The 13,908-nt window shown below is 38.7% G+C and carries 10 protein-coding genes and 1 pseudogene; 6 read left to right on the top strand and 5 right to left on the bottom strand.

What is annotated here, in order from left to right:
• Window positions 1–215: 215 nt before the first annotated feature.
• A complete protein-coding gene (locus QZ289_RS00955; protein WP_295698143.1) occupies window positions 216–1,313 on the top strand; it encodes an NAD(P)-dependent alcohol dehydrogenase in 1,098 nt (365 codons plus the stop codon).
• Window positions 1,314–1,396: 83 nt separating this feature from the next.
• Here QZ289_RS00955 and QZ289_RS00950 read toward each other — a convergent pair whose 3' ends face one another.
• The 5 genes and pseudogenes from QZ289_RS00950 to mraY form a co-directional block, all read right to left on the bottom strand.
• On the bottom strand, window positions 1,397–2,008 hold the full coding sequence (locus tag QZ289_RS00950) for a restriction endonuclease subunit S (protein ID WP_295698141.1): 612 nt from the start codon (window positions 2,006–2,008) through the stop codon (window positions 1,397–1,399).
• On the bottom strand, window positions 1,956–2,681 hold the full coding sequence (locus QZ289_RS00945) for a restriction endonuclease subunit S (RefSeq protein ID WP_295698139.1): 726 nt from the start codon (window positions 2,679–2,681) through the stop codon (window positions 1,956–1,958). Before QZ289_RS00945 ends, QZ289_RS00950 begins: the two co-directional genes overlap by 53 nt.
• A gap of 8 nt (window positions 2,682–2,689) precedes the next feature.
• A pseudogene (locus QZ289_RS00940) lies at window positions 2,690–4,590 on the bottom strand (class I SAM-dependent DNA methyltransferase).
• A 527-nt stretch (window positions 4,591–5,117) separates the two neighbouring features.
• Complete coding sequence (gene murD / locus QZ289_RS00935) at window positions 5,118–6,377, bottom strand: UDP-N-acetylmuramoyl-L-alanine--D-glutamate ligase (protein ID WP_295698135.1); 1,260 nt, start codon at window positions 6,375–6,377, stop codon at window positions 5,118–5,120.
• A gap of 24 nt (window positions 6,378–6,401) precedes the next feature.
• Window positions 6,402–7,481, bottom strand: coding sequence for a phospho-N-acetylmuramoyl-pentapeptide-transferase (gene mraY, locus QZ289_RS00930; protein ID WP_295698132.1), 1,080 nt, complete (start codon window positions 7,479–7,481; stop codon window positions 6,402–6,404).
• A 115-nt stretch (window positions 7,482–7,596) separates the two neighbouring features.
• Between mraY and gpmI the strand changes: the two genes are divergently transcribed.
• The 5 genes from gpmI to ccoN all read left to right on the top strand — a co-directional run bounded on the left by gpmI (window position 7,597) and on the right by ccoN (window position 13,903).
• On the top strand, window positions 7,597–9,075 hold the full coding sequence (gene gpmI / locus QZ289_RS00925; protein ID WP_295698130.1) for a 2,3-bisphosphoglycerate-independent phosphoglycerate mutase: 1,479 nt from the start codon (window positions 7,597–7,599) through the stop codon (window positions 9,073–9,075).
• Window positions 9,076–9,085: 10 nt separating this feature from the next.
• Window positions 9,086–9,859 carry a sulfite exporter TauE/SafE family protein gene (locus QZ289_RS00920; RefSeq protein WP_295698129.1) on the top strand — a complete coding sequence of 258 codons (774 nt, stop codon included), beginning with the start codon at window positions 9,086–9,088 and terminating at the stop codon, window positions 9,857–9,859.
• A gap of 284 nt (window positions 9,860–10,143) precedes the next feature.
• Complete coding sequence (locus QZ289_RS00915) at window positions 10,144–10,926, top strand: HugZ family heme oxygenase (RefSeq protein ID WP_295698127.1); 783 nt, start codon at window positions 10,144–10,146, stop codon at window positions 10,924–10,926.
• 241 nt (window positions 10,927–11,167) lie between these two features.
• The gene (gene tilS / locus QZ289_RS00910) at window positions 11,168–12,340 is read left to right on the top strand and encodes a tRNA lysidine(34) synthetase TilS (RefSeq protein WP_295698125.1); all 1,173 of its coding nucleotides are present in this window, start codon (window positions 11,168–11,170) and stop codon (window positions 12,338–12,340) included.
• A 99-nt stretch (window positions 12,341–12,439) separates the two neighbouring features.
• Window positions 12,440–13,903: a cytochrome-c oxidase, cbb3-type subunit I gene (gene ccoN, locus QZ289_RS00905; protein ID WP_295698124.1), complete on the top strand. Its 1,464-nt coding sequence runs from the start codon at window positions 12,440–12,442 to the stop codon at window positions 13,901–13,903.
• The last annotated feature ends 5 nt before the right edge of the window (window positions 13,904–13,908 follow it).

The raw sequence follows: 13,908 nt of genomic DNA, 5'->3' as shown, positions 1-13,908 counted from the left end.
ATTGGGGACAAAAGAAACCTTAATCCCTATATGAGGGAATTATAAACAATATTTATCGAATCCCTTCCTCTCTGCCACGATTTGCCTTTTCATCTTTTCTATCACAATGGCTTTTACCACGCATTTATCTTAACTTTTCTCTACGTATGCTTGACAAACACTTGGTGTTAGGTATTATAATTGCAATTTTAAAGTTTCCCAAACAAGGAGTTGTTATGTTATTAAAAGATAATCTCACTCAAGCTACAAGCGGTGCGGAGATAGACGCGCTAGGCTATGCTGTGGCGCATAAAGATGATACCTTTAAGCCCTTTAGCTTCAAACGTCATACTATGGGCGAATATGATATTTTCATAGAGATTCTCTATGCTGGAATCTGCCATAGCGATATACATTCCGCACGAAGTGAATGGAGGAAGGGCATTTACCCTATGGTGCCCGGACACGAAATAGCCGGAAAGGTCGTGGCTGTGGGGAGCAAGGTGAGTAAGTTCAAAGTCGGTGATTATGCGGGCGTGGGCTGTATGGTCAATTCTTGCGGGGAATGTGCGGCATGTAAGAAATCCCAAGAGCAGTTTTGTGAGAACGGCAAAGTGGTTTTCACATATGATTGCCTTGATTGCTTTCATAATAACGCCCCCACTTATGGAGGCTATTCCAATAATATCGTGGTGAATGAAAAATTTGCTATTTGCGTCCCAAAAGATGCGTCATTAGAGAAAGTCGCTCCCTTGCTGTGTGCGGGGATTACGACATATTCACCTATTAAATTTAGCAATGTCAAAGGCGGCGATAAGGTCGCAGTAGCTGGGTTTGGCGGACTTGGTGTAATGGCTTTAAAATACGCATTGCAAATGGGTGCGGAGGTGAGCGTATTTGCCCGTAATAAAAATAAGGAAAAAGAAGCCTTAGCACTTGGTGCAAAAGCCCTATACACGACTGATAGGCTAAAAGATGTAAAGGAGAGATTTGATTTTATCATCTCTACTATTCCTACTGCTTATAATGTGAATGATTATGTGGATTTGCTTGCCTTTGGGGGTGAAATGGCGATTGTCGGGTTGCCTCCTGCGGAGCTAAAAACGCATATTGATGTAGCACGTCTTGTATTTTCTGCGGGTAAAAAGGTCTATGGCTCACTCATTGGGGGCATTAAAGAGACGCAAGAAATGCTAGATTTCTCACTCAAACATAGAATCTACCCCGAAACAGAGGTTATTAGCGTTAATGATATTAATGAGGCTTATACAAACCTCACCACAGGCAAGGCAAAATTCCGCTATGTGATTGATATGAGTAGTTTGAAAGCTTAGGAGCAATGCATGAAATATCTGCACCTATGTCATGTTGAACACCTGCAAGGTGCGAAACCTCAACAAGAGATGGGATTCTTGTATCAACCCCCGCTACCTGCAACGACATCTTTATAAGCTGATAATTTGTTTTGCCAGAATCTATAAATATTATCAATATGGGCTTTTTCTATGGATTTGATGAAATCTTCCATAAAATCAAAGGCGATTTGGTTGTTTTGATACACGGGGAGGGAGATTCTTTCATTAGATAATTTATCGGTAGCATTTGCCGAATATTCTATAAATTTAATTTGTAATCTATTAATAGCTACTACGAAAAACAATCTTATATTCCTACTTATATTTTTTTCCTTAAATACTAAAGCTTTCACTCTTGTTCTTATATGAAAGTTTTGATTGTGTGTTGTCGCATAAAAAACACCCCTGTCAGCAAGTGCGACAGTATTTCTATAATTAAAAAGGCATCTATGCTCTAATCTTTTAATATATTTTGCTACTCCATTGTTTGTATTTTGATGGCTAATTAAAGGAATATCTCCACTTTCCATATTTCCTATAATCACATCTCTACCTGTAAAAATCTCAAACAGCTCACCGAGCTGAAATTCCCACCATTTGATGTTTGCAAAATTTTCACGCTCAAGCAGCGGAGAGGATTCTACCCCCCCCCCCCCGAATTGCAGAATCTTCAAGCGTTGCGAAGATTCGCAAAGCTTCTTTTTCTTTTTCTGTAAGCCTTGTATCTTTTAGTCTAGCTACTAAAAGATACGCCTCGAGTTCTTGGATATACTTTTCCATAAAATCAAAGGCGATAGTATAGTTTTTGTCCTTGTTGTCATTGCGAGATTCTGCGGTAGCAGAATCGTGGCAATCCATTTTATTGATTTCTATGGATCGCTTCGTCCTGTCGTCCTCGCAATGACGAGCGGGATTATATACAGGGAGGGAGATTGTCAAATCTTGTATTTTTCTCCAACTTGCCATATTAGAATATTGAAATTTAAAGCGTAGAAATTTCATTGCAGAAATGATAAACAAAGCGATTTTTTCATTTAAATTTCCAGCTATAAATTCAAGGCAAAATACCCTAGCGTGAGTAACCATTTTATAATCAAAATTTCTATAATACACATTTCCAAACATATCGCAAGTTATGGTATTTTTAGGAAAAATTCTAGCTTCTAGATCTGTTTTGCCTATGATACCCATATTTTGTTCGCCTGAACTTACCACATAAAAACCCCTATCGTTTAAATGCGTTTTTTGTATGTCAAAATCGCCATTATAAGAAATAAACAAATCCCCGATTCGAAATTCCTTCCATTCGCCCCCATTTTGCTTGAATGTTTTTTCAAGCTCTGCCAAACGGGGGCTTAGTGAAAATTTGGCTCTTTCTCCTTATTGGTATTTTTCAGCACATTGCTTACTTCCCACGCTAAATATTCGCTCACGCATTTTTTAAAATCCGCTAATGTGGGCTTAGTATCGATTATTTTATGCTGGTCAAAATTCCAATCCGCTCCGCTTTTATCAATATAATCTTCTACATAGATTTCATCTAAATTCCACTTAGCTTGTAGTCTTGCTTTGTAGCCATTTTTATAAATTTCTATGATGTCTTGGTAACGCCATTTTGCGTGGTCTTTGTCTTGTAATTTTCGCTTTGTGCGTTTATAGCCGTCATTTCTAAAATCAATAAATTTTACCACTTGATTAAAATCGTGCGGGATTCCCGCTTCAAAGACATAAATACTTGTTTGCACACTTGCCATAGGTTCAAACAAATCCACAGGCATTTTAATACTCGCTTTTAAAGGGTGCTTTTCTAAAATTTTAGGATTACTCACATTTCGCTATAAGTAAAGGGAGGATTAAGCAAGATTCTATCTGCGTTAAAATCGCTATAAAGGCTGGGCGGAGTATCAAAGGTATTTGCCTTTTCTATTCTACTTGAGCCATCGCCGCGTAAAATCATATTCGTGGTGGCTAGGACGAACATTTCTGCATTAAGCTCCACGCCTAAGAGCTGATTCTTTTTAATATGTGTGATTTTTGCTTCTGTTTTGCTCGTGTCTTTGCCTGAAATTTTTTCCGCATCTTCTATCATTAGCTCCATAGCCGAGATGAGAAATCCTGCCGAGCCTGTGGCTAGATCCATTACCCTAGAATCTTGATTGATTTTTAGAATCTGGCTCATCATTTTGGTTACATAAGGAGGAGTAAGGACGATTCCCAATTCTTTGCCATCACCTAAAGCATATTTTAAAAACTCGCTATACATTTGTCCCATTATATCTAAATGCCCTTTAAGTCCGTCAATGTCGCTATAAATGTATTCATAAAGATAGGTAAATTTGCTTTGTGATAGAGCTTGGTTCTTTGAGTAATTCGGCGACTTCTTTATGATTTTCTTTTTGTGCTTCGTCTCTGTCGGCGTCTTTTGAAATTTCTTTGAAAGATTCTAGCATTAGCTGCAATTTTCTTTCATCCTTAACCTTTGTCTTTAAAAAATCTTCAATCTGCCTTAAAATATCAAGCCATCTCTGTCGTTGCTGGTTTTTGGTTTGCCTTTTAAATCATCGATTTCCAAGCCCCTATTATCTCCTATACTCTGCATAGTAAGGAGCATACCTGAGGCATAAAGCACTCTTTGATGGGCGGTAATGTTGCGATTGTGCATGAGTTTATTAAGCTTTTTGGAATGCCTTTCAAGTTTAAATTGACCTCTAATAAGAATGTTATGCTTGTCTTCTTCGCTTAAAATCGCTTTTTCATGCATAAAAACTCTCAAAGCTCTTTTTGTTTTCTAAAAAATCTAAATTTTGACTTACAATCTCTTTAAAAGCTAAAGAAGAAGCACCAAAAACATAAGCAACTTTAAAACTAACATTTTCTTCATTGTCTCCTGCTATACCTATAACAATGACTTCTTTGTATTTATTGTTTTTTATCACGCCCATTGCATAATGTAAAGCCCCATTAAAAGCACAACTTGAGATAGCATTATCATCAAATTTAAGCTCATTTTCTTTTCTGCTTTCTAATCTCTTAAGCCCAAGTTTGCTTTCAATTAAAATAGGAATTTGATAGCTTTCTATGGCAAAGTCTGGGATTCCTTTCCGCTTTTATCCTTTGTCTTAGAAAAGCCCTCAAGTGCATTTTTGAGATACTCACTGCCTGATTTTTCAAAAAAATCTTTATTTTTCTTAAGCCCAAGATTCTTAAAAGTCCCTTTGACATAATCATCTACATCGGCTTCGTTTTTCCACTGCATATTTATCCTTTGTCTTAATCCTAGCCGTGATATTTTATTACGTGTCTTTTAATAGGGCAAACCTACACCAGCTTTGCAATCATAATGCACCGTACCATTTAGGGCGTATTCGCTTATGTTTTTGAAACTGAAATCGCCTTTATCATTGGTGTTTTTGACCTCATCGCCTGTTTTTTGGAATTTTAATTTATCCTTTGTGTCTTAACCTCTCTATCATCACAGGGATTTTTCTCAATTCGCTTGTATGTAAGAAAAGCTTAATATCAGGATAATTCCTCCCGCTGCCTCCACTTTTGCTAGGGTATTTGCGTAAAGCCTGTTCTATTTCGCTATTGATGGCATCTGTTTTTATAAAAATATTGGATATGATGGTGTGCTAGCTCTTGTTTGACTTGGTCGTCTATGTTTCTTCTATGCTTGGCATACTGCCCTCCCTATAAATTATAATATTATATTGTCATATATTCAAAAAGCGACACATTTAGCCATATAAAGCTACTTTGCTGCTTTTTATGTGAAGTTCTATATTACTCCCGCAGGGCAAGTTGTGTGAAAATTTCTCCTCGCTCTTTATATGAGCTAAATTGGTCTAAACTTGCAGCAGCAGGAGAGAGCAAAACTATATCTTTAGCATTTTTTGTGCGTTTATTCTTAATAGATTCCATTGCTTTATATATATTCCCACAAGGTGTAATGGGAATCTTGTATTCCTTTGCAAATGCAACTAATCGCGCCTCATTTGTCCCAATGCTAAAAATCTCAATATCCTTCCCCTGCATAAATTCAAAAAGTGGCGTGAGATTTGCCCCCTTATCATCACCTCCAAGGATTAGCATAATATGCGTATGTGTGTAACGAGCGATAGCCTGAATAGTCGCATCGACATTTGTTCCCTTGCTATCATCTACCCACAGACGTTTATATTTATCATAAAATTCTGCGATTCTGTGTTTGCCAATGCTAAAGCGATTTAAAAGCGCGATGTTATCTGCCTTAAAGGCATATTTAGCGATACTTAGAGCAATAAGCGCATCGAGCAAAAACGGCTCTTTAAAGACAATATCTTGCAGGGCAATGCCACATTTTTGGCTTAAATCCACGCTCCCCTCATAATCTATCAAAGTTCCGCTAAAATCCTGCACAAAGCGATGGTTTTTAAGCGCAGTGGGGATAATGGCAACACTCTTTGAATCCATACGCGTTAAAGGGCTTAGCTTATCATCAATATAAGCCTCAAAGCTCCCATGCCAGCTGATGTGATCTTCCCTCACGGGCAAGAGGGCGTAGATATGTGGGGTGGCTTTGTGTGTGTAATGCAAAGTAAAGGAGCTTGTCTCTAGCACCCATACTTTGGGTTTTTGCTCATAAAGAGTTGCCAAAGGTGTGCCGATATTCCCTCCGCTTTGTGCGCCAAAAGATTCTAAAAGTAATGTGCTCATCTCTGTGGTTGTGGTTTTGCCATTAGTCCCGCTTATCCATATCATATAGGGCATTTGTATGCTTGCTTGTGAATCCGCCTTTAAAAGCATATCAAAATAATCATATTCGCTAATGGGGTGCTTTGCCTTATGGATAAGAGGGTGGCTAGGCGGAATGCCCGGACTTAGAATCTCCATATCGCTTTGAAGTGGCTCAAAATGCGATGAGGGCAGCAAAACATTGCCTTTATCATCATTTTTTATAGAATTAAACTTATCATCATAAATATGGAGCTTATGCCCCTTTTGGTTGAGAAATGCTACAAGAGGCGTGGTCGTAATGCCATAGCCAAAGATACTTATACGCATTTAGCCTCCTTATGCAATGCTAAATTAACGGATCTTGATACTTAAAAGCGCGATGAGATTTGCCAAAATTGCAATGATCCAAAACCGCACGATAATTTTATTTTCTGCCCAGCCGCGCACTTCAAAATGATGGTGAATAGGTGCCATCGCAAAGATACGCTTTTGTCTGTATTTGTAGCTCCATACTTGTAAAATCACGGAGAGGGCTTCGATGACAAAAATAATGCCAATGAGTAAGAGTAGAATCTCATTATTAGAAACGATTGCCATAAAGGCTATAAATGCTCCAAGAGCGAGGCTTCCGCTATCTCCCATAAAGACTTGTGCGGGGTGGCAGTTATACCACAAAAAGCCAAAGAGTGCGCCGATGAGTGCCACAGAGAGAATGACTAATTCCCCGCTATCTACGACTTTAGGCCATAACAAATAGCCGGAGAATCCAGCGTGTCCGGCTACATATACAAAAACAGAGAGCGAACAAAGCGCGCAAATACTAGGCACTGTGGCTAATCCATCAAGCCCATCGGTGATATTTACTGCATTACTCGTAGCCAAAAATACGAGAATCCAAAAGCCCAAAGCGATAAAGGGAATATCCATTATCCTTAATGCACTCATATCAAAGATAGGATACTTCATAAAGGGAATGTAGAGATTGGTATTATGCCCTATATATAAAAGCGCGGCAGTAATGATAAGTGAAGCAACAAAAAGCAGAAAAAACTTCATTTTCGCGCTCATTCCGGCATTATTTTTGCGTGAGATTTTCATATAATCATCTCTTGCACCAATAAGGCTAAAACTCACAATGCAAAATAGCCCCAAAATCACATAGGGGTTAAAGAGATTCGCACAGAGCAAAGAGGCTACAACCATACTAGCGATAAAGACGATTCCGCCCATTGTCGGGGTATTTTTCTTGCCCTCGTGTGCAGCTACATAAGTAGAGATGGGCTGATTAGCCTTTTTTGCCTTCGCCCATTTGATAAAATAAGGCATAAGCACGATACTAAATCCAAAAGCTAAGAAAAATGCCACCCCCGCACGGAACGTAATATAAAAAAAGATATTAATACCAAAGTGTTGATAGAGCCAATAAAGCATAGCAATCCTTTATCCTATAAGCTTTAAGCATAAAGCTAGGGATTTTAAAGTGAGTTTAATGAAAGGTTTTTGATTTTAGCTACAATTGGTTAATGCTAAATCTCTCTGTAAAGGAATGCTTATGAAAACAATTCTTGTGATTACTGATGGCATAGGATATAGCCAGCAAACCCAATATAATGCCTTCCATCACGCTAAAAAACCAACCTATGATTATCTTTTTAAAAATGTGCCTTATAGTATGATTGATACCTTTGGCTTGAGTGTGGGGTTACCTCAAGGGCAAATGGGCAATTCGGAAGTGGGACATATGTGTATTGGCTCAGGGCGAGTGTTATACCAAGACCTAGTGAGAATCTCCCGCGCCATTGAGGATAAGCAAATCCAAGATAATCCCGCTTTTCTTCACGCCACAGAGCATCAAAATATTGTGCATTTATGTGGATTGCTAAGCGATGGTGGGGTGCATTCGCATATATCACATTTTAAGGCACTTATACAGATTCTATCTGCACAGCATAAAAAAGTATATCTTCATCTTATCACCGATGGGCGCGATGTCCTTCCACAAAGCGCAATAACATTTATCGATGAGATACAGGGACTTTGCAGTGAATCTGTGCGGATAGCGACTCTTTGTGGGCGATTCTATGCGATGGATAGAGATAAGCGATGGGAGAGGGTGCAAAAGGCGTATGAAAGTATGGTAATGGGGACTAATCCCACATCGCTCTCCCCGCAAGAATATGTGCACTCTATGTATGAGGAGGGTATTTTTGATGAATTTATCACTCCTGCGAGTTTTGAGGGCTTTAGCGGTATGAATGATAATGAGGGCTTTATCTTTATTAACTTCCGTTCTGATAGGGCGAGGGAGATTGTCGATGCGCTAGGGAATCCACATTTTACAGGGTTTGAACGTTCAAAAGTAGTGAATCTCCGCATTGCTACAATGACAGAATATGATGCTACTTTCACCTATCCTATACTTTTCCCTAAACAAAAGGTGCAAAACACCCTTGCAGAAGTTATTTCTATACATCATTTGAGGCAGCTTCACACCGCAGAGACAGAGAAATACGCTCACGTAACATTCTTTCTTAATGGCGGACGTGAGGCGGAGTTTGCAGGGGAACATCGTGTGCTAATCCCCTCTCCTAATGTCAAAACCTATGATACAATGCCTGAAATGAGCGCACCACAGGTATGTGATGAAGTGTTAAAGGGCATAGAGGAGAGCTATGATTTTATCGTAGTGAATTTTGCTAATGGCGATATGGTGGGGCATACGGGTAATTTTGAAGCGGCGGTAGAGGCGGTAGAGGCGGTAGATACGGCATTAGGGAAAATTATAGAATCTGCTAAGGCTCATCATTATGGGCTTTTTATCACAAGCGATCACGGGAATTGTGAGGAGATGAGAGATGAGGAGGGAAATATCCTCACAAATCACACGGTTGGGCAGGTATGGTGCTTTTGTCTTGCTGATGGTGTGAGTAAGCTTAATAATGGTGGGCTAAACAATATCGCTCCTAGTGTGCTCAAAGTGATGGGATTACCAATCCCGCAAGAAATGGATAAACCCCTCTTTTAAAGGCGAAATAATGGGTGTTGAGATTCTCATTCTTATTGGTTGTGTAAGCGGCGTGGCGGCTGGGTTTTTTGGTATAGGAGGGGGCGTTATCATCGTGCCTTGCCTCCTTTTGCTCGGTATGGAAATGGAATATGCCATTGGTATATCCATTATGCAGATGGTGTTTTCCTCTACCTTTGGCTCTATCATTAATATTTATCAAAAAAAGCTTGATATAAATCACGGGGTGTTTGTGGGTTTAGGGGGGCTTATGGGTGCGGCTTTTAGCGGGATAATCGTTGATAGCCTTTCATCTAGGACACTGCTTTTGCTCTTTTTGTTGCTTTCTTGCGTGAGTTTTTATAAATATGCCTTTGATGTCAAAACAACGGCTAATCCCACACCGCCTATCACTAATCCCTTTAAGCAAAAATGCCTAATGATTGGAGCAGGATTCCTAACCGGTATTTTTGCAATAAGCCTAGGAGTGGGCGGAGGACTGATACTTGCGCCGATTTTGGCATATTATTTAGGATTTGATTCTAAAAAAGTCGTGCCTATTTCGCTTTTTTTCATTATTTTTGCCTCTATTTCAGGCAGCATATCTCTTGCCTCACATAATCTCATTGATTTTCACGCGGGTTTAACCATTGGCATATCTTCAATGCTTGGCGTTTGGCTTGGAATCTATCTCATTAGCAAAGTAACTCTAAGCAACCATCGCTACGCACTCATTGGGATATACGCCCTTTCTGTCATCCTAACAATGTGGAAAGTAATGCAATCTTTTGGACTTGGGTACTAATCTTTGATAAACTTATATAATATGATAGCTTAAGAGCTGTTCGCTGCTGTAAAAAGTTGAAAAAATATCAATAATTAATAATAGTTATTAATTTGTTTTTAAGTTTTCTAGTATTATAATGCTACTCATCAAAATGATGCTAACTAACAAAATCATTTTTGATTTGATTGGGTTGGGTTAGCAAAGCATCTTTTCCTTCCTTATTTGTTGTTTGATTGCACAAATAGGCTATCCTTTAGGGGTAGTCTATGGACGCAACTTCATTTTCCCTTAGGAGTTATCTTATGAATTTTGAAAGTATCCTTAAACATATGAATGAACACCACAATAGTGAGCTTATGGCTCTGTGTAAAAAATATGGCAAAGTCGATGCGCTTATCAATGGTGAAGTGCAAAATGCCACGCTTACAGGTGTAGATTTTGAGGGCTTGGATATTGTGTATAACAATAATGTTTCTTTACGTGTGGAATTTCCGCAAAAAGCCGATATGAGCACGATTAAAGATGCTATCATCTCGCTATGCCAAGGCACGAAGGCACCCGATAATAAAGCCATAGCCGATGAGGTAGCCGCATTTAAAAAAGAGCTTGGTTCTATCATTATCGCAAGCATCGATAAAAATGGCTATGCTATTGCTTCTTATGCGCCATTAATGCAAGTAGACAACAAGCTTTATATCTATATCAGCGAGGTTGCCGAGCATTTTCAAAGTATTTCTACTAATCCCGATAAAATCGAGATACTTTTCTTAGAAGATGAAAGCAAGGCAAAATCTGTAATTTTACGTAAACGTTTGAGATATAAAGCTAATGCACGTTTTATCGAGCGTGATAGTGAGGAGTTTAATACAGCACTTAATGGTCTAGAATGTGCGATGGATGGAGCAGGTGGCATTAAGACTATTCGTCAAATGCAGGATTTTCATTTGATTGAATTGCAAGTGGGTTTAGGGCGATATGTCAAAGGATTCGGTCAAGCTTATGATATTTTGCCAAATGGTGAAATTAAGCACGTAGGTGGAAGTAGCGGTGGTAATCCTCACAGTACACCACATAAGTCTCATTAAGATTTATCATAGCTACGCTACTGCACTTCGTGCCGCAAAGGCACAATAGAATCTAAACCTTAGAAACTCACTTGATGCAATCCCGCAAGGGCAAAATTAAGCAAAGCGCAATTTTAAGTGCGTCCTTTAGGCGCACACGAGAGGCTTTGCCTTAAGTGTGCAAGACCCTTGCGGTGATTTATCGCAGTAGCAAGGGCATAAGAGCAATAAATACTTTTTGCATTACCTCAAGAAAGCTATAATGTGCCTCATATCTACTCTCATCACACAAAGGCTCATCGTGTCTCTTTATGATAAACTCTCTCCTGCAACGCAATCCCTCACACGAGGCAAACATTTGCTAGGCTTTTCTGGCGGGGTGGATTCTGTGGCATTATTTTTTATACTCCTTAGGCTTAATGTCGTCTTTGATATGGCTATCGTGCATTATCACACACGCAAAGAAGCCGATGATGAGGTGGCTTATGCGAAAGATTTAGCTCAAAAATACAATAAACGCTGTTTTATCGCCCACGCACCACATTTTCATTCACATTTTGAGGCAAATGCTCGTAGCTTCCGCTTTGGCTTTTTTGGTGAGATTATCGCCACTCATCATTATCAATCGCTCATTCTCGCCCATCAGCTGAATGACCGCCTTGAGTGGTTTATGATGCAGCTTGTGCGAGGAGTAGGGCTTAGTAACCTGCTAGGTTTTGAGGATAGTCGCTCTTATCCTATTATCCGTCCTTTAGAATCTATTCCAAAAAATGAGATTTATCAATTTTGTAAAGATGAGGGGTTGGCATACTTTGAAGATAGCAGCAATAATGATATGAGATTTAAGCGCAATTACTTTAGGTATACATTTTGTAATGAGCTTGTAAATAGCTTTAGCGAGGGTATTGCGCGAAGTCTTATGTATCTGCAAAAAGATAAGCAAACCTTGCTTGCTGCTCTCACACCCCAAGCATTGTATTTAGAATCTCTAAGTCAAGCCCTACCTTTAGAATCTAAGCAGCAATGCGCTATCTTTGCTTATAACATTATAGAGACACATCTGCTTTTACTCGCCTGTGATAAGATAGCTAAACGTTGCGGCTATGTGCTAAGTGCTAAGCAAAGAAATGAGATTCTAAAAAGTAATTTTCGCTGCAAGATTCATCATCTCATCATTGTAAAAAATGACTTTGCTCTTTTTATCGCACTTGATATTTTAAATATCTATCATTTAGTAACACAAAATCCAATGACAAAAAGATTCAAAACATTATGTGCTAAATATCACATACCACCAAAGCTTAGAAGGCTCTTATGGGGTGAATTTTGTATGTCAAAAAATTTCCACAAAAACAATGATATGAAAATAAAACAAGAAATTCAAGAAGATTATAAGGCATTTGATTTGAAGATAAGGCACTTTTTTAGCTTTTAAAAAAAAATTTGTTATTTTTTGATTAACTTTTTAAGGTAGCTATAACTTCAAAGGGATTAGAATCAAGGTTGCATTACAAAATAAGACAAAGGAGACTGCATGCAGACAAACACGCTCGAGTATGATTACTCAATTGCTAAGTTATTTGTTTTTTCTGCAATGGCATTTGGTTTCGTGGGATTATTCATTGGTGTAATCATCGCATTTCAAATGGCATTTCCAGACTTAAACTATCTAGCTTCGGAATATGGGACTTTTGGAAGACTTCGACCTCTTCATACTAACGGAATCATCTATGGTTTCACGCTTAGTGGGATTTGGGCTTCGTGGTATTATTTAGGACAAAGAGTGCTTAAAATTACCTACAAAGAACATACTTTCTTACGTGGGGTAGGTTTAGCGCATTTTTGGATTTACATTGTGTTAATGGTACTTGCGGTAATTTCGCTTTTTGCCGGTTTAACACAATCAAAAGAATATTCCGAGCTGATTTGGCCATTGGATATTATCGTGGTTGTTGTATGGGTTTTATGGGGTGTGAGCCTATTTGGTAGTATGGGTGTAAGACGTGAGCAGACTATCTATATCTCATTATGGTATTTCATCGCTACATTTGTTGGTATTTCTGCGCTTTATATCTTTAATAACCTTTCGGTTCCAACTTATTTTGTCGCAGGTGTAGGAAGCATTTTGCATTCAATTTCATTCTATGCTGGCACAAATGATGCAATGATGCAATGGTGGTGGGGGCATAATGCCGTTGCATTCGTTTTTACTTCAGGTATTATTGGGTTAATCTATTACTTCCTTCCTAAAGAATCTGGACAACCTATTTTTTCATATAAACTTACACTATTCTCATTCTGGGGGCTTATGTTTATTTATATTTGGGCAGGTGGTCATCACTTGATCTACTCAACTACACCTGATTGGATTCAGACATTGGGTTCAGTATTCTCTGTCATTTTGATTTTACCCTCTTGGGGTACAGCTATTAATATGCTTCTCACTATGCGCGGACAATGGCATCAAATCAAAGAATCTCCTATGATTAAGTTTATGATTCTAGCTTCAACTTGGTATATGCTCACTACACTTGAAGGACCCATTCAATCTATTCGTTCAGTCAATGGATTGGCACACTTTACAGATTGGATCATTGGGCACGTACATGATGCAGCTCTTGGTTGGGTAGGATTTATGGTGATTGCTGCGTGCTTCCATATGGTACCTCGTATATTCAAACGTGAGCTTTACTCTAAAAAACTTATGGATGTTCAATTTTGGATTATGACAACAGGGATTATCCTCTACTTCTCAAGTATGTGGATTGCAGGTATTACACAGGGTATGATGTGGAGAGATGTTGATTCAAATGGAAGTCTTGTATATAGCTTTATCCATACTGTTACCGCACTTTTCCCATATTATCTTATTCGTGCGATTGGTGGTTTGATGTATTTAATAGGGTTTATTATATTCCTTTACAATATCCTTATGACAATTTCATCAGGCAGGGTGCTTGAAAAAGAACCACAAAATGCTACACCGATGGCAGCCTAAAGGAG

Source organism: uncultured Helicobacter sp. (assembly GCF_910577135.1).
Taxonomy (GTDB): Bacteria; Campylobacterota; Campylobacteria; order Campylobacterales; family Helicobacteraceae; genus Helicobacter_C; species Helicobacter_C mastomyrinus.
Note: the sequence above shows the minus strand (reverse complement) of the source record. Positions and strands in the feature narration are given on the sequence as shown.